This is a genomic window from Roseobacter cerffii, from assembly GCF_054226325.1.
This window is the reverse complement of sequence record NZ_CM135757.1, coordinates 2,646,108-2,662,822: the sequence shown is the minus strand read 5'-3', so window position 1 is coordinate 2,662,822 and position 16,715 is coordinate 2,646,108. Positions and strand designations below refer to the sequence as shown.

Here is a 16,715-nt window from a genome sequence, read left to right as displayed (position 1 = left end):
AAGATGACGCCACAACATGTAGTGGTCAACACGCAGGGCGGATCGACGGGACAGGGGCTACAGACGACATATTTCGATCTGATCCAAAAGCAGCGTGGGCACGCAATGCGGCGCTGCGCAAGGACAGCGTGACCCTGGTCCGCGGCAAAAGGGCTGGAGCGGTGCTGCAATGACAGTGCTGATCTGAAGATAAACATGCTGGATATGAGGCAGCGATAAAATGAAAATCGAACGGAAATTCACAAAGGCCGGGCAGGACGCATACGCAGAGCTCGATTTCGTGACCACCTCCTCCGAAATTCGCAATCCGGACGGCACCATCGTGTTCCGGCTCGACGAGGTCGAAGTGCCCGGTTCGTGGAGCCAGGTCGCCAGCGATGTGATCGCGCAGAAGTATTTCCGTAAGGCCGGCGTGCCCTCCAAGACCCGCAAGGTGAAAGAGAAGGGCGTGCCCGAGTTTCTTTGGCGCTCCGTGCCCGCCGAGGGGGCCGAGATGGGCGGCGAAACCTCGTCGAAGCAGGTCTTCGATCGTCTCGCAGGCGCCTGGGCCTATTGGGGTTGGAAGGGTGGCTACTTCACGTCCGAAGGTGATGCGCGCGCTTACTTTGACGAGATGCGCCACATGCTGGCATCGCAGCGCGCAGCTCCCAACAGCCCGCAATGGTTCAACACCGGTTTGCACTGGGCCTATGGCATCGACGGCCCGGCGCAAGGCCACCACTATGTGGACTACAAGACCAGCAAGCTGACCAAGTCCAAAAGCTCTTACGAGCACCCGCAGCCGCACGCCTGTTTCATCCAGTCGGTCGAGGACGATCTGGTGAATGACGGCGGCATCATGGATCTCTGGGTCCGCGAGGCGCGCCTCTTCAAATACGGCTCCGGCACGGGGACCAACTTCTCCAGCCTGCGCGGCGAGGGCGAGAGCCTGTCGGGTGGTGGCCGCTCTTCCGGACTCATGGGCTTCCTGAAAATCGGTGATCGCGCAGCGGGTGCCATCAAATCCGGTGGCACAACCCGTCGGGCAGCGAAGATGGTGATTGTCGATGCGGATCACCCGGACATCGAAGACTTCATCAACTGGAAAGTGATCGAAGAGCAGAAAGTGGCGAGCATCGTCGCCGGCTCCAAGATGCACGAGCAGAAGCTCAACGGTCTCTTCGAGGCGATCAAATCCTGGGACGGCGCCGAGGCAGACGCCTATGACCCCGCCAAGAACGATGCGCTGAAGCAGGCGATCCGGGCGGCGAAAAAGGTTTCGATCCCAGAGACTTACGTCAAGCGTGTGCTGGACTATGCCAAGCAGGGCCACACCTCGATCGAGTTCCCGACATACGACACCGACTGGGATTCTGAGGCCTATAACTCCGTCTCTGGGCAGAACTCCAACAACTCCATCCGCGTGACCAATGCCTTCCTGACCGCCGTCGAAAAGGACGCCGATTGGGAGTTGATCAACCGCGTCAACGGCGAGGTCAGCAAGACCGTGAAGGCGCGCGCGCTTTGGGAGCAGATCGGCCACGCCGCCTGGGCCTGTGCCGATCCTGGCATCCAGTACCATGACACAGTGAACGACTGGCACACCTGCCCTGAAGACGGCGCGATCCGCGGCTCCAACCCGTGCTCGGAGTACATGTTCCTCGACGACACCGCCTGCAACCTCGCGTCAATGAACCTGCTGACCTTCCTCAAGGACGGCGTCTTCGAGGTCGAGGATTACATGCACGCCACGCGTCTCTGGACCGTGACGCTGGAAATCTCGGTCATGATGGCGCAGTTCCCCTCGAAACAGATCGCGCAACGCTCCTATGACTTCCGGACACTGGGTCTGGGCTATGCGAACATCGGCGGTCTGCTGATGAACATGGGCTACTCCTATGACAGCGACGAGGGCCGCAGCCTCTGCGGGGCACTGACCGCCATCATGACCGGGGTGAGCTATGCGACCTCCGCCGAAATGGCGGGCGAGCTTGGGCCCTTCCCGGGCTATGCCAAGAACGCGCCGCACATGCTGCGGGTCATCCGCAACCATCGCAATGCGGCAAACGGCAAGGTGGGCGGTTACGAAGACCTCTCGGTCACGCCCGTGCCGCTCGATTACAAGAACTGCCCCGATGACCGGCTGATCGAAGTGGCCCGCGGTGCCTGGGACCAAGCGCTGGAGCTCGGCGAAAAACACGGCTACCGCAACGCGCAGGTCTCTGTGATCGCACCCACCGGCACCATCGGCCTGGTCATGGATTGCGATACCACGGGGATCGAGCCGGACTTTGCCCTGGTGAAGTTCAAGAAGCTCGCTGGCGGCGGTTACTTCAAGATCATCAACCAGTCGGTGCCGGCCGCCCTCGAAAAGCTCGGCTATGGCTCGGCACAGATCGAGGAGATCGTCTCTTACGCGGTTGGTCATGGCACCATCGGTAACGCGCCGGGCATCAACCACACCTCGCTCGCGGGCCACGGCTTTGGCGCCAATGAGCTGGCCAAGGTGGATGCGGCGCTGGCCTCGGCTTTTGATATCCGCTTCGTCTTCAACCAATGGACGCTGGGCGAAGAGTTCTGCACCCAAGTGCTTGGCATCCCTGCCGAAAAGCTGAACGACCCGACCTTCGATCTGCTCAAACACCTGGGCTTCTCGAAAGCGGATATCGACGCCGCCAACGACCACGTCTGCGGGACCATGACGCTGGAAGGCGCGCCCTTCCTCAAGGAGGAGCATTTGCCGATCTTCGATTGCGCTAACCCTTGCGGCAAGAAGGGCAAGCGCTTCCTCTCCGTGAACAGCCATATCACCATGATGGCCGCGGCGCAGAGCTTCATTTCGGGTGCGATCTCCAAGACGATCAACATGCCGAATGACGCCACCATCGAGGATTGCCAGGCCGCCTACGAGCTGTCGCACCGCCTCGGGGTCAAGGCCAATGCGCTCTACCGCGACGGCTCCAAGCTTTCGCAACCGCTGGCGGCGGCGCTGGTCGAGGATGACGACGACGCGCAGGAGGTGCTCGAAAGCGGCTCGCCGCAGGAAAAAGCCACCGTGCTCGCCGAGAAGATCGTCGAGAAGGTCGTGGTCAAGGAGATCATCAAATCGCACCGCGAGAAGATGCCACAACGTCGGAAAGGTTACACTCAGAAAGCCATCGTTGGGGGCCACAAGGTCTACCTGCGCACCGGCGAATATGAAGATGGCAACCTGGGCGAGATCTTCATCGACATGCACAAGGAAGGCGCGGGCTTCCGGGCGATGATGAACAACTTCGCCATCGCGGTCTCGGTCGGTCTGCAGTACGGCGTGCCGCTCGAGGAGTTCGTCGACGCCTTCACCTTCACCAAATTCGAGCCCGCGGGCATGGTGCAGGGCAACGAGACCATCAAGAACGCGACCTCGATCCTCGACTATGTGTTCCGGGAACTGGCGGTCAGCTACCTTGACCGCACCGATCTGGCGCATGTCGCTCCCGAAGGTCACACCTTCGACGATCTGGGTCGGGGCGAGGAGGAAGGTGTCAGCAACGTCACCGAGCTTTCCGAGACAGCAGCCACCAAGTCCTTGGAAGTGCTGAAACAAATCAGCTCCACCGGGTACCTGCGCAAGCGCCTGCCGCAAGAGCTGGTGGTGCTGCAGGGTGGCCAGCAGGGCTTCGCGGATGAGCCGGTTGCCTTCGACGGGCTCGCCCCGGTGGCGGAAGGCAGCGTGGCGGTTGCCATGGCCACCACGGCGGTCAGCACCGGCGCGGTCGAGATGGACGCGCGCACCAAGGCCAAGATGCAGGGCTACGAGGGCGAAGCCTGCGGCGAATGCGGCAACTACACTTTAGTACGAAATGGTACTTGTATGAAATGTAATACATGCGGCGCCACGTCCGGGTGTAGCTGAGGAAATTGAGCATGGTGATTGGTATAAAGAAAACCGGTGGCGGCCAAATGACTGTGACCTGCTCAGACTTCTCTGGCTGCGATGTCGGTATGGAGGACTCTGGTTCTGGTCGAGTGATCGTCAGCAGATCCCGTTTTGGACCGGCCCTACCGGAAAGCATTCCAAATTCGGAGCTAGGACCGTCCAATTCTCAATCGAAAAAGAGCTTTGTTACGAAGTTCCTGAAATCCACTACCGCTGCGGTTAGTTTGACTGCTGCGACCATGGAAGCTGCAAAATCGGGCAGGGAATTAGGGTGGTGGTAATACCGCATAACCTTGCCCACCAGTTTATCGGGCCGATGGTCTGATTGCAGAAAACGCGTCCCTGGGGGACGTGTAGGGGTCGCGGTTCTGCCCTATGGGCAGGCCGCACCCCGACGAACACCGGGAGCGGGCAGCGATGCGGTCGCTCTTGGGACAAGCGGACCTGGACTCCGCAGAAAACGAAGTCGTTTTCAGCTCTGTCCGGTGACGCAGGAAACCTCGCGGTTTCCCACTGAATTAGAGCGGGGCAGGGTGGGACCTTGGCCTCTCTGATACCAGCCGGGCGGGAGTCCGCAGGTTTTCTTCGAAAACCCACTCTCTCCCGCTCGGTGAGACATCGAAAGATGTCTCACCGGACACGGGGCGGGTGCGCTCGCCCCCGACGACGTTCAGGCCGCAGGCAGAAAAATACCGAGCGGTTAACATATTGAGCCTGAACGGCGAAACTCAACGGAGGGCCTCGGCTCTCCGTTTTTTCTTGCCCCGTCCGACCAGTACTACGCTGCGCCCACGATGGACCGCAACGCTCCGGCATCCCCGCGCGACCCGGCCGGATCAACCCGGCACCGTGGCTGCAATCGGCATTTTCCCGCCGGAGTTGAGCGCGCGTATCGGTTTTGGAAAATATTTATGAAAATCATGAATCTGGCCTATTTTCAGGGAGTTTCTGCGACCGAGCAACTTGACATTTGGCCCGCCTGTCAGCAAGATTTCGCCATATTTAGGAAGGTGGGTTAAGATGACTTTTTTTAAAACGGGAGCCCTCGCGTTGGGGCTCGCATTCACTGTGCCAAGCATTAGTTCAGCGGCAACTTTGATCGGAGATGATTTCGACTTTCTGGCAGGCGGCGCGTTCTTTGTAGAGCCGACCAGCGGGTCCGGCACTGTCGGAGCTGGCGTGGAGTTCTCCATCAACTTCGGTCAGGTCGAAGGTGGTACGCAACGGTTCATCGACGTTGATATCTCGGAAGACAGCATCGATTTCTCTTGGCGCGGAAGCGCCATCGATTTCGGCGATTTTGATGACAACAACATGTTCATCGCGCTGGTCGGTCTTGATTTCGGCGAAGGCATTGCAAGCGTTGAGTTCACCGAGGATGGGGGCACATCCGCCTTCCCGTTCGGCGGAAACAATGTGCTGGCACCGACCGAGGACGGTGTGCTCCTGGCGATCAACGGGATCTGGGACGGCACGGCCTCTGTCAGCGCGAAGCTGACCGAGGTCGACACGTCGAATCCGGCGGCCGTGCCGCTGCCCGCGTCGGCGCCGCTCCTGCTCGCTGGTTTTGGCGGCATGATGGTCCTGCGGCGCAAGCGCAAGCAAGCGGCGTAAACGCTTCGTTTTAGGTAAGAAACAGGCCGCGGCGTCCCCCGGGCGCTGCGGCTGACGTATTTGTCTGATCAGAAGAGATCAGACACGGGCGCCTTCTGGGTAATGCCCATCTCCGCGCGCAGTTTCGAGCGCGCCCGCGCCAGCCGTGACATGACGGTGCCCAAAGGCAAGCCGGTGCGCTCTGCCAGCACCGCCGGGCTGGTCTCGCCCGCCGCGATCATATGGATCAGATCGGCCTGTGCTTCGGGCAGTTTTTCGACCGCGGCGGCCAGATCGGCACAGGCCATGCGCGCGGGTGCGGTAGGCGGCACCGCGGCGCTTTCCTCTTCCAGCGGATCGGTCGGTTTGTCCGATCGCCAGCGCTGCCGGGCGAGGTTGCGCAGGATGGTCATCGCGTAGCGGTCGATGTCCTCGACCTCCGCGCCCTTGCGCAGCGCCGCCCAGAGCTTCAGCGCGGTCTCCTGCGCCAGATCGTCCGCGTCACTCTGGCTGTCGCTCAGCCGCCGTGCGCGCCCGGCAAGGCGCGGCAGCAGCGCGTCCAGATCATAGGGGGTCTCGGTCTCGTGCATCGGGTACATCTCAAGGCTCCTTTGAGTGGGACCAACCCCAACATGGCAGCTCTGTTCCGGGGCACCAGACGGGGGCTTTTTGCCGATGGTCCGTTTCGGCCCTTTTTCGGCGAGCCGCCGCCACCGCCCCATGGCCCAATCGGCGGGGAATGGCGCGATCCGGCGATGCCGCGGCGCGGCACGGACGGAAGGCCGGTTTCCTGCATCTACCCAAGTGAGGCGCAGAGCAGCGCCTTGGACACTTACGTTCAAACCTTAATGGGAGTACCCAGAATGAAACTGATCACCAAAACCACAGTCGCAGCCATTGCCCTGATGTCCGCTTCCGCGGCCTTCGCTCAACTGGCAGCGGATGCAAATGGCGATGGCGTTCTGACAATTGATGAGGTTCAGGCAGCATACCCTGACATCTCCGCCGAGTCCTTCAGCACGATGGACCTGAACGCGGATGGCGCGCTGGATGAAGCCGAAGTGCAGGCCGCACAAGAAGCAGGCCTGATGCCGGCCTAAGAGCCAACCGGCCTGAGCAGAGCCGGATTATATTTTAGTCACAGGCGCTCAGGTCGCGGATGCCCGGTTTCTCCCCCAAGAGCCGGGCATCCTCTGTTTCACCAGGTCCGTTTCAGGCGGGCAGGTGGATGTTGAACCGCGCCCGGATTTGCGCATCAAGGCCCGGGTCAAACCGCGCTGCGGCGCGCTGTCCCAAAATCTCGTGCTTGCGCGCGGTTGCCTTGGCCACCAGGTCGGGTTTGCCAAGCTCATCCCACTCCTTCGGCGAGGTCCGGTCGCCAAACGTGGGATAGACGTGGTCCTGCTGCATCCGGCCCAGCGTCTGCTCGGTGCCCAAGTAGTGACCTGAGCCGCCCAGACAGACCTCGCGGATCTGATCAACCGCCAGCGTCTCGTCATTGACCTCGATCCCGCGCACGCACCGCATGGCCTGGCCGATCAGATCGTCGCCAAGGATCAGCGACTCGTGACAGAACCCCAGCAGCGAAGCATGCATCCCCGCCGCCTCATAGACCATGTTGAGCCCCGCGAGCCCCGCCATCACGTTCGAGCACATCTGCTCCCACCCGGCCTGCATGTCGGGCAGCTTGGCATCGGCAATCCCGGCCGCAGCACCGCCCGGCAGGTCGTAATACTTATGCATCTGCGCACAGCCTGCAGTGAGCAGCGCCTGCTCCCCCGACCCCCCGGTCATCGCGCCGGTACGCAGATCGAGGCCAAAGGGCCAGGTGCCGAAGACCGCCGGATGCCCCGGCTGCACCGCGTTCACATAGACGAGCCCCGCCAGGCATTCCGCCACCGCCTGCACGATGGCCCCGGCGACGGTCGAGGGCGCCGTGGCCCCCGCCATGCCCGCCGAGAGCAGCAGCACCGGCATCCCGCCCTTGATACAGGCCTCCATGACCTCGCAGGATTCCGTGGCGAACTTCATGGGCGGCACGACGAAGCAATTGGTGTTGCTCACAAAGGGCCGCGCGCGCCAGGCGTCCTCTCCCCCTGCAATCATGTGCAAAAGTTCAAGCCCATGCTGCACGAAGGCCGGTTCCGTGAAGGATGTGCCGATGTGCTTGGTGGTGCCCGACGTGCAGGCGTAGATAGAGTTCACATCCATCTCGAGGTTGTCGGTGATGTCGCGGCAGACCATCGGGCGCTGGACGAAGTGGATATTGTCGAGCGTATCGGCAATCCGCGCGGCATCGTGCAGGTCCTGCACCCCGCATTCGCGATAGGTGCTGCCATCCACCTCGACCAGATGCACCGCCGCACCTGCGGTGCCGTAATGCACCCGGTGACCCGAGAGCTCCAGATCATGCGCAGGGTCGCGCCCCATCAGCGTCACCGTGCGATTGGCGCGGGCGATTGTGTCTTCGACCAGCGCGCGGGGAAAGCGGATGCGGCCATCCTCGCCCAAGAGCGCGCCCGCGCCGGTCAGATAGGCGATGCCGGAGGGCGGCGCATCGGCCAGCCCGATCTCTTCCAGCGCATCGAGGGCGGCACCATGGATCTTGTCCATATCGATAGGGCTCAGCGGCTTGTATGTCCCGCCCGACATGCCGGGGCGGATCGGGCGCAGGTGCGCGGCCAGCGGTGCGGCGCGCGCCGCGCGACGGGCCGAGCGGCCGCCGCTGCGGGTTTGGGTGCGTTGTGTCATAGGGTCGTCCTGAAAAGAAAAGGGAAGGATTGGGCTTATCCCGCCTCCGGACGGCCCCGCGCCGCACGCCCGCGCTCGGCACCGATGGTGCGTACGACCAGTTTGATCTTGCTCAGATCGTCCTGCATGGGCGGTTGTCTCCTCCTCGGTTCAGCCTGCCGCCTCTTGTCCAAACCGGTCAAGCGCGTTTGCGACCCCGTGTCGTTTTCCGCACTTTCAAGGTCGGCCGAGGAACGCAGCAAAGACCCGCCGACAAAACCGCCCGCGCAGACGGGGTTTGAGCCCCTTTCCGCCACTTCACTTTTGATTGATCGCAAGGGCATTGAACCAAATGACTTCATTCACAGTTATCCCCGCAAGGACGGCGCGCAATGCCGTCCGGGATCCCAGAATAAGGACATGACAATGAAGAAAGTTTTGAGTGCAGCAGCCGCGATTGCCGCGACGACCCTTATGACGGCGCCCGTGCTTGCGGGTTCACTGGAGGAGCCGGTGGTCGAACCGGTGACCACCGCACCGCCCCCGCCGCCCGTCTTCACCGGTGGAAACTGGACCGGCTTCTACGCTGGTGCGCAGGTCGGTAACCTGGATGTGGATGGCGAGAACGGTCTCGCCGGTGTGGGTGGGGATGACACCACCTACGGTCTGCACGCCGGTTACAACTATGACTTCGGCACCTGGGTTGTCGGTGGCGAGCTTGACTACGATGACGCCAGTGTCGACCTGTCCAACGGCGCGTCCACAGACTCGGTCTGGCGCGCGAAACTGCGCGGCGGCTATGACTTCGGTCGCACCTTGCTCTATGCAACCGCAGGCTGGGCTGATCTGGACACCTCCGTGGGCAGCGACACAGGCGAGTTCTATGGCCTCGGTGTTTCCTACAAGGCGACAGAACAGTTCATCGTTTCGGGTGAATACCTGATGCATGACTTCAGCGACATTGGTGGCGCGGCTGGCGTGGATGCCGAAGCCGACACCTTCACCATCCGGGCATCCTGGCAGTTCTAACTGCCTTCTCCTCCCCCCGGATCGAGGCCCGGCACCTGTTATGGTGTCGGGCCTTTCCTTATGCGGCGCGCCGGTCGGCGTGGGTGCATAAGGTTTCCAGCGCGCGCTCAAACGCCCCATCCTCGATCGTCATCGCCACGCGGATATGCCCCGCCGCCGAGGCGCCAAAGCTCTCGCCCGGCATGACCGCGATGTGATGCGCCTCCAGCAGGTCATAGGCGAAGGCCTCGCCCGTCATCCCTGTCGCCCGCACGTCGAGCATCAGGTACATCGCGCCCTGCGCCGGGATCAGCCCCACTGTGTTCTGCCGCGCCAGCACCGCGCGCGCGATCTCGCGCCGCCGCCGGAAGGGGGCTGCGATTTCCGCCTCGAAGGCTGCACCCTGCTTCAATGCAAACACGCTCGCGTCCTGAATGTAGCCGGGCACGCCATAGGTGGTGTGGGTGGCGAGGGTGATCAGATCGGCAATCACCGCCTCCGGCCCCACGATCCAGCCACAGCGCGAACCTGTCATCGCATGCGATTTTGACATCGAGCCGACGACCAGCGTGCGCTCGGCCATGCCGGGCAGGGCGCGCGGGCTGATGTGCTGCCCCTCCCAGACCTGCGTGTCATAGACCTCATCCGAGATCAGCCAGAGGTTCTCCTCGCGGCAAATCTCGGCAATCGCCCCCAACGTCGCCTCCGAATAGACAACGCCCGTGGGGTTGTTCGGCGTGTTGATCAGCAGCGAGGCCGCGCCCTCGGCATGGGCGCGAATAGCCTCAGGCCGCGGCTGGAAGGCGTCCTCCGCCCGCGTCCGGATCGCCTGCGGCACGGCGCCTGCGCCGCGCAGCGTGCCGGGATAGGTGGCATAGTAGGGGTCGATATAGAGCGCGGTGTCGCCCGGATCACCGGCCGCCATATGTGCCGCGAACAGCCCCGCTTGACCGCCCGGTGTGATCACCACGTTGTCACGCGTCGTGGGCACGCCCGTCCGCGCCTGTACCCGCGCCGCCACCGTGTCGCGCAAGGAGGCGGTGCCGGGGACCGCGGCATAGCCCGTATGGCCCCCCATCGCCGCGCGGTGCATCTCCTGCAGGATCGGGGCGGCGGTGCGGATATCATGTTCGCCGATGGTCAGCTCGGTCACGGCGATCCCCTCGGCGATCATCCGGCGCGCCTTGAGAAACACGTCCCACCCGTCCGAGCCGCCCCCCGTCAGTCCCATGATCCGCTGTGATCGCTGCATCGCTATCTCCCTTTGCCTTGCCGGGCAGGGGCGCAGAGCCCACACGATTCGTCAATCAGCCTTGACCGCGCCGCGCCGCTCGGGCTAGGAAGCGGCATGACCAAAAGCATCGCCATCTGCTGTATTATTTGCTGAACGCACCTCGCGGGCAGTTTTAGGTCATTTCCAACCCTTTCCGAGATTGCTAAGCCCGCGTCACCTCCGCGCAAGGACGCCTGTCATGACGACACTCACGCTCTACAACACGAAGACCCGCTCGAAGGAGGCATTTGCCCCGATCGATCCCGAGAATGTGCGCATGTATGTCTGCGGGCCGACGGTCTATGACCGCGCGCACTTGGGCAACGCGCGGCCCGTGATCGTCTTCGATGTGCTCTTTCGTCTGTTGCGGCATGTCTATGGCGCCGGGCATGTGACCTACGTGCGCAACTTCACGGATGTGGACGACAAGATCAACGCCCGCGCTGCTGAGTCCGACCGCCCCATCGGGGACATCACCGCCGAGACAACCCAATGGTTTCTCGACGACATGGCTGCCGTCGGCGCGCTGGAGCCCACCGCGATGCCGCGCGCGACGCAATACATCAGCCAGATGGTGGCAATGATCGAAGACCTCATCGCGAAAGGCCACGCCTATGAGGCCGAGGGCCATGTGCTCTTCGCTGTCGACAGCTACGCGGAGTACGGCGCGCTCTCGGGCCGGTCCGTCGATGACATGATCGCCGGCGCGCGCGTCGAGGTCGCGCCCTACAAGCGCAACCCAATGGACTTTGTGCTCTGGAAACCGTCCTCGGAGGACCTTCCGGGCTGGGACAGCCCCTGGGGTCGTGGCCGCCCCGGCTGGCACATCGAGTGCTCCGCCATGGCGCATGACCTGCTTGGGGCGCAGTTCGACATCCACGGCGGCGGCATCGACCTGCAGTTCCCCCACCACGAGAACGAGATCGCGCAGTCGACATGCGCGGGCCACGGTTTCGCAAACGTCTGGATGCACAACGAGATGCTGCAGGTCGAGGGCAAGAAGATGTCCAAGTCCCTGGGCAATTTTTTCACCGTGCGCGATTTGCTGGACCAAGGCGTGCCAGGCGAGGTGATCCGCTTCGTGATGCTCAGCACGCACTATCGCAAGCCGATGGACTGGACGGAGAAGAAGCGCGATGAGGCGGAGAAGACCCTGCGGAAGTGGGCGAAGACCCTGGACGGTGCAGAGTCCGGCCAACGACCGCATTCGGACGTTATCGAGGCGCTGGGCGATGATCTGAACACGCCCCTAGCCTTGTCGATGCTACACGCGCATGTGGCGCAAGTAGAAGACGGGTTCGGCGCAGGGCGACTGAAGGCAACACTTGGGTTATTGGGGATTGTGCCGGAGCATGTAACTGCTGTTCGACAATCTATCGGGCGAGCATTTCAAACTCAGGGATTGCTGGACGATCTTATTGCTCGAATGGCAGAGGCGCGGTTCCGGAAGGACTATGCCACCGCGGATCATATCAAGGCAGGTCTTATCGGTGCTGGCGTCAATGTGATGATTACCAAGGATGGTATCGAACGGGAGCTCGGCCCAAGCTTCGACCCCTCGAAATTGGAAGCCCTGAAATGACCGCCTTGCTCAAAGCCCCGGACAGCGCCCGAGCCTGGGGGGGCGTGAAGCGCCCTCCCGTGGGGAGGGTCGGGCGCTGTCCGGGCTTGCAGCCCGGACTCCTGTTTCCGCTGCTTCGACCGCCCGCTCATCACCACCCACGCAACGGTGGCCCAAGGCCCACCGCACCTGCCAGCCGACAGATTCGGCGGGCTTCAGGCCGCCGCTCGGGAAGACCAACATGACCCGCGAGCGTCTCACTCTCTACGACACCACCCTGCGCGACGGTCAGCAGACGCAAGGGGTGCAGTTCTCCACCGAAGAAAAGCGCGCCATCGCCGAAGCGCTCGATGCGCTTGGCGTTGACTACATCGAAGGCGGCTGGCCGGGCGCCAACCCCACCGACAGCGCGTTTTTCGAGACCGCCCCCAAGACCCGCGCGACCATGACCGCCTTCGGCATGACCAAACGCGCGGGCATGTCCGCCGAGAACGATGACGTCCTTGCCGCTGTCCTGAACGCAGGCACGCAAGCGGTCTGCCTTGTCGGCAAGACCCACGACTTCCACGTGCGCGCCGCCTTGGGCATCTCCGAGGCTGAGAACACCGAGAACATCGCCCGCTCCATCGCACATCTGAAGTCCCAGGGCCGCGAAGCCCTCTTCGACGCGGAACACTTCTTCGACGGCTATCGCGCCAACCCGGACTATGCGCTCGAGGCTGTCAAAGCCGCCCTTGAAGCCGGCGCCCGCTGGGTCGTGCTGTGCGACACCAATGGCGGCACGCTGCCCGCCGACGTCCACCGCATCACGTCCGAGGTCATCGCCGCGGGCATTTCCGGCGACCGCTTGGGCATCCACACCCACAATGACACCGAAAACGCGGTGGCCTGCACGCTCGCCGCCGTCGGTGCGGGCGCCCGGCAAATCCAGGGCACGCTCAATGGCCTTGGCGAGCGCTGCGGCAACGCCAACCTCACCGCCCTCATCCCGATCCTGCTCTTGAAAGAGCCCTACGCCAGCCGTTTCGAGATCGGGGTGACGCGCGAGGCGCTCAAAGGCCTGACCCGCACCAGCCGCATGCTCGACGAAATCCTCAACCGCGTCCCGTTCCGGCAGGCGGCTTTCGTGGGTTCCTCGGCCTTTGCGCATAAGGCGGGGCTGCATGCCTCCGCGATCCTGAAGGACCCGACCACATACGAACACATCGACCCGGGCGACGTGGGTAATGCCCGCATCATCCCGATGTCGAACCAGGCCGGGCAGTCCAACCTGCGCAAACGCCTTGGTGACGCGGGAATCACGGTCCAGAAAGGCGACCCCGCCCTTGGCCTGATCCTCGACCGGATCAAGGCGCGCGAGGCGGAAGGCTATTCCTACGACACCGCGCAGGCCAGTTTCGAGCTGCTCGCGCGCGACACGCTGGGTCAGATGCCAGAGTTTTTCGAGGTCAAGCGCTACCGCGTGACGGTAGAGCGGCGGAAGAACAAATATGACAAGATGATCAGCCTGTCGGAGGCGGTGGTCGTGGTGAAAATCGACGGCCAAAAGAAACTCTCGGTCTCCGAATCGATGGACGAAAGCGGCTCCGACCGTGGCCCGGTGAACGCGCTCGCCAAGGCGCTCGCCAAGGATCTCGGGCCCTATCAGGCGATCATAGACGACATGCGCCTCGTGGACTTCAAGGTGCGCATCACCCAGGGCGGCACCGAGGCCGTGACCCGGGTCATTATCGACAGCGAAGACGGGCAGGGGCGGCGTTGGTCGACCGTGGGCGTCTCGCCCAACATAGTCGACGCCTCCTTCGAGGCGCTGCTTGACGCGATACGTTGGAAGATCCTGCGCGATACGAAAGATGCCTCATGACGCAGGCCGAGTGGGACGCGTTCTTCACCCTGCACCGCGATCTGCCCCGTGAGGGGCCGGGCGAACCCGGCGATGTGGCCTGGGCCGCCGACCTCGCCGGAACGCCTGAGACCGCCCGCATCTGTGATGCCGCCTGCGGTCCTGGCGCGGACATCGCTGCCCTGCGCGCCGCCGCGCCGCAGGGCCATGTGACGGCGCTCGATAAATACCCGCATTTCATCGACCAGGCGCGCGCGCGGCATGGGGCTGACCCCGGCGTGACCCTTTCCACCGGCGACATGGCCCAGATCACCGGACCGTTTGACCTCATCTGGTGCGCGGGCGCGCTCTACTTTCTCGGCATCACCGAGGGGCTGAGAATCTGGCGCGATGCCCTCGCACCGGGCGGGGCCGTCGCCTTCTCCGAACCTTGCTGGTTCACCGACGCGCGCCCCCGGGCCGCCGCTGACCTCTGGGCGGTTGAATATCCGGCGATGACCGACGCAGCCGGTATCGATGCGCAGGTGCGCGCCGCCGGCTACCGCACCCTCGGCACCCGGCAACTCTCCGCCGCCGCCTGGGAGAACTACTACGGTCCCATTGACCAGCGCATCGCGACCCTCTCCCCGGGCGCCACGCCGGATCTGCAGCAGGTGCTCGCCGAAGCCCGCACCGAAGCGGACGTCTGGCGCGCGCACAAGGAGAGCTTTGGCTACCTCCTCAGCGTGGTCCGCCCGCATGGGCTTTGACGCCGATCTGACCGCCTGCGCGGCGCTCGTGCAGCAGGGCGACGCCGACCGCTTTGCCGCCACCATGGCGAGCCCCGTCGCCGCCCGTCGCATCCTCTTCCCGCTCTACGCCTTCAACGTCGAGGTCTCGCGCGCGCCCTGGGTCACCAAGGAACCGATGATTGCCGAAATGCGCCTGCAATGGTGGCGCGACGCGCTGGAGGAGATCGCCGAAGGCCGCCCGGTCCGCCGTCACGAGGTGGTCACACCGCTCGCCGACATCCTCACCCCCGATCAGGCCCGCGCGCTCGATGGTCTGGTCGACGCGCGCCGCTGGGATATCGGCTCGGACCCGTTCGAGGATGAGGCTGAGATGTGGCGCTACCTCGACGCGACCACCGGCACGCTGCTCTGGACCGCGGCGCAGGCCCTTGGTGCTGGCGCCGATGAAGAAACCGCCGTCCGAACCACAACCCGCGCCGTCGCCCTCGCAAACTGGATGTGCGCCCTGCCGGAGCTCGAGGCGCGCGGCAAGCGCCCGATGTATGACGGGCGCCCTGACACGCTGGCGCAGCTTGCCAAAAGCGCGCTGGCCGACCTCAAGGCGCAGCGCGCCCTCGGCCCGGCATCCCGTCTGGCCCTGCTCAGCGGCTGGCGCGCGCGACGCGTTCTGACAGCTATTGCACGGAAACCGCAACGGGTAGCGCGCGGCGATCTGGTCGCGCCACAGCTCGCGCGCAGCCTCTCGCTCATCCGGGCCCGCCTCACGAGGCGCATCTAAAACGGGGAGCGCTCAGGCCGTCTGCGGCTTTGGCCGCATCACCAGCCAGATCAACGCGCATCCGGCGAGCACCAGGAAGGGGATCATCGCGATATTCACCGCCGCCCAGCCCTCTTCCGCCGATCCGCCCGAGCAGTTCATCAACCCGCCTGAAGCCAGCGAAGCCAAAGTCACACCGCCAAAGACCAGCAGGTCGTTCACGCCCTGCATCCGCCCGCGCTCATGCGGTTCATGCGCGCCCGCCAGCATCGTGGTGGCGCCGATGAAGCCAAAGTTCCAACCCAGACCCAAGAGGATGAGCGCTACGAAGAAATGCCCAAGCTCCACGCCCGACAGCGCCACCGCGCCTGCTGCGCCCAGGATGAGAAGCCCAAGCCCCATGATCCGCTCGACGCCAAACCGCACGATCAGATGGCCGGTGAAGAACGACGGCGCAAACATAGCCAGCACATGACCGGTCACCACATTCGACGCATCCGCCACCGCAAACCCGCAGCCCACCACCGCCAGCGGCGTCGAGGTCATGACCAGGTTCATCAGCGCGTAGGAGACCATCGCGCAAATCACGGCCACAGCGATCCGCGGGGTCTTGAGCAATTCGGCCACCGACCGCCCGCGCGGGGACTCGGCTGTGGGTTTCGGCGGCTTCGGAATGTCGAGAAAGGCAAAGAGCAGCATGCCCAGCACGTTCAGCGCCATCGCGGCCATATAGACCGGGAAGAACCGCATGACCGTGGCATCGGGATTGGTGCTGGTGAGGTACCCCACCAGCTGCGGGCCGATGATGGCCGACAAGAGCCCGCCCGCCATCACATAGGAAATCGCCTTGGGCCGGAAGCTGTCCGACGCCGTATCGGCGGCGGCAAAGCGGAAAAACCCCTGCGATGACATGTAGATACCAGTCAGGTAGCTGCCGATAAGAAAGATCCAGAAGTTCGACAGCGTCAGCGCATAAGCACAGATCGCCGACCCGACGAGACCGCCCGCCGCACCGACGATGAACCCCGCGCGCCGCCCGAACCGCTGCATCAGCGTCGAGAGCCAAGGCGCGGTGGTCATCGAGCCAAAGACGATCATCGAGATCGGCAAGGTGGCAAGGCAGGCATTCACGGCCATTTGCTGGCCGGCCAGCCCGCCGATGACAAAGATCATCGTGATCTGGCTGCCCAGGAAGGCCTGCGCCATCACGAGCACCATCACGTTACGCTTGGCGCGGCTGTCGTCGGGGGTGGACATGCGCCTTGCGTAGTCCGCCTGCGCGGCGGGAGCAAGCCCTCTTGCCACGCCCGCGTTGTGGCCT

Annotated in this window: 12 protein-coding genes; 8 read left to right on the top strand and 4 right to left on the bottom strand. The window is 63.7% G+C overall.

Annotated features, from left to right (window positions below):
- Positions 1-220: 220 nt before the first annotated feature.
- Together ACVC7O_RS12905 and ACVC7O_RS12900 are read left to right on the top strand one after the other, a co-directional pair.
- Positions 221-3,874: a vitamin B12-dependent ribonucleotide reductase gene (locus ACVC7O_RS12905; protein ID WP_458322531.1), complete on the top strand. Its 3,654-nt coding sequence runs from the start codon at positions 221-223 to the stop codon at positions 3,872-3,874.
- Between the two features lie 1,044 nt (positions 3,875-4,918).
- Positions 4,919-5,512: a VPLPA-CTERM sorting domain-containing protein gene (locus tag ACVC7O_RS12900; RefSeq protein WP_458322530.1), complete on the top strand. Its 594-nt coding sequence runs from the start codon at positions 4,919-4,921 to the stop codon at positions 5,510-5,512.
- Positions 5,513-5,580: 68 nt separating this feature from the next.
- Here ACVC7O_RS12900 and ACVC7O_RS12895 read toward each other — a convergent pair whose 3' ends face one another.
- Positions 5,581-6,090: an RNA polymerase sigma factor gene (locus tag ACVC7O_RS12895; protein WP_458322529.1), complete on the bottom strand. Its 510-nt coding sequence runs from the start codon at positions 6,088-6,090 to the stop codon at positions 5,581-5,583.
- 264 nt (positions 6,091-6,354) lie between these two features.
- Here ACVC7O_RS12895 and ACVC7O_RS12890 point away from each other — a divergent pair, with 264 nt between their 5' ends.
- Complete coding sequence (locus ACVC7O_RS12890; protein WP_458322528.1) at positions 6,355-6,591, top strand: hypothetical protein; 237 nt, start codon at positions 6,355-6,357, stop codon at positions 6,589-6,591.
- A 112-nt stretch (positions 6,592-6,703) separates the two neighbouring features.
- On the opposite strand, the gene ACVC7O_RS12885 is transcribed toward ACVC7O_RS12890, so the two are convergent.
- Positions 6,704-8,242, bottom strand: coding sequence for a trimethylamine methyltransferase family protein (locus tag ACVC7O_RS12885; RefSeq protein ID WP_458322527.1), 1,539 nt, complete (start codon positions 8,240-8,242; stop codon positions 6,704-6,706).
- Between the two features lie 405 nt (positions 8,243-8,647).
- Here ACVC7O_RS12885 and ACVC7O_RS12880 point away from each other — a divergent pair, with 405 nt between their 5' ends.
- Positions 8,648-9,250 (top strand): outer membrane protein, encoded by a 603-nt coding sequence (locus ACVC7O_RS12880; protein ID WP_458322526.1) that lies wholly within the window; start codon positions 8,648-8,650, stop codon positions 9,248-9,250.
- Positions 9,251-9,308: 58 nt separating this feature from the next.
- On the opposite strand, the gene ACVC7O_RS12875 is transcribed toward ACVC7O_RS12880, so the two are convergent.
- The gene (locus ACVC7O_RS12875; protein ID WP_458322525.1) at positions 9,309-10,481 is read right to left on the bottom strand and encodes a pyridoxal phosphate-dependent aminotransferase; all 1,173 of its coding nucleotides are present in this window, start codon (positions 10,479-10,481) and stop codon (positions 9,309-9,311) included.
- A 220-nt stretch (positions 10,482-10,701) separates the two neighbouring features.
- On the opposite strand from ACVC7O_RS12875, the gene cysS reads away from it, so the two are divergent.
- The 4 genes from cysS (at position 10,702) to ACVC7O_RS12855 (ending at position 15,415) form a co-directional block, all read left to right on the top strand.
- A complete protein-coding gene (gene cysS, locus ACVC7O_RS12870; RefSeq protein WP_458322524.1) occupies positions 10,702-12,084 on the top strand; it encodes a cysteine--tRNA ligase in 1,383 nt (460 codons plus the stop codon).
- A gap of 220 nt (positions 12,085-12,304) precedes the next feature.
- A complete protein-coding gene (gene cimA, locus ACVC7O_RS12865; protein ID WP_458322523.1) occupies positions 12,305-13,927 on the top strand; it encodes a citramalate synthase in 1,623 nt (540 codons plus the stop codon).
- The gene (locus ACVC7O_RS12860) at positions 13,924-14,655 is read left to right on the top strand and encodes a class I SAM-dependent methyltransferase (RefSeq protein WP_458322522.1); all 732 of its coding nucleotides are present in this window, start codon (positions 13,924-13,926) and stop codon (positions 14,653-14,655) included. The genes cimA and ACVC7O_RS12860 overlap by 4 nt, the downstream gene beginning before the upstream one ends.
- Positions 14,615-15,415: a squalene/phytoene synthase family protein gene (locus ACVC7O_RS12855; RefSeq protein WP_458322521.1), complete on the top strand. Its 801-nt coding sequence runs from the start codon at positions 14,615-14,617 to the stop codon at positions 15,413-15,415. The genes ACVC7O_RS12860 and ACVC7O_RS12855 overlap by 41 nt, the downstream gene beginning before the upstream one ends.
- A 12-nt stretch (positions 15,416-15,427) precedes the next feature.
- Here ACVC7O_RS12855 and ACVC7O_RS12850 read toward each other — a convergent pair whose 3' ends face one another.
- A complete protein-coding gene (locus ACVC7O_RS12850) occupies positions 15,428-16,651 on the bottom strand; it encodes an MFS transporter (RefSeq protein WP_458322520.1) in 1,224 nt (407 codons plus the stop codon).
- Positions 16,652-16,715: the final 64 nt, after the last annotated feature.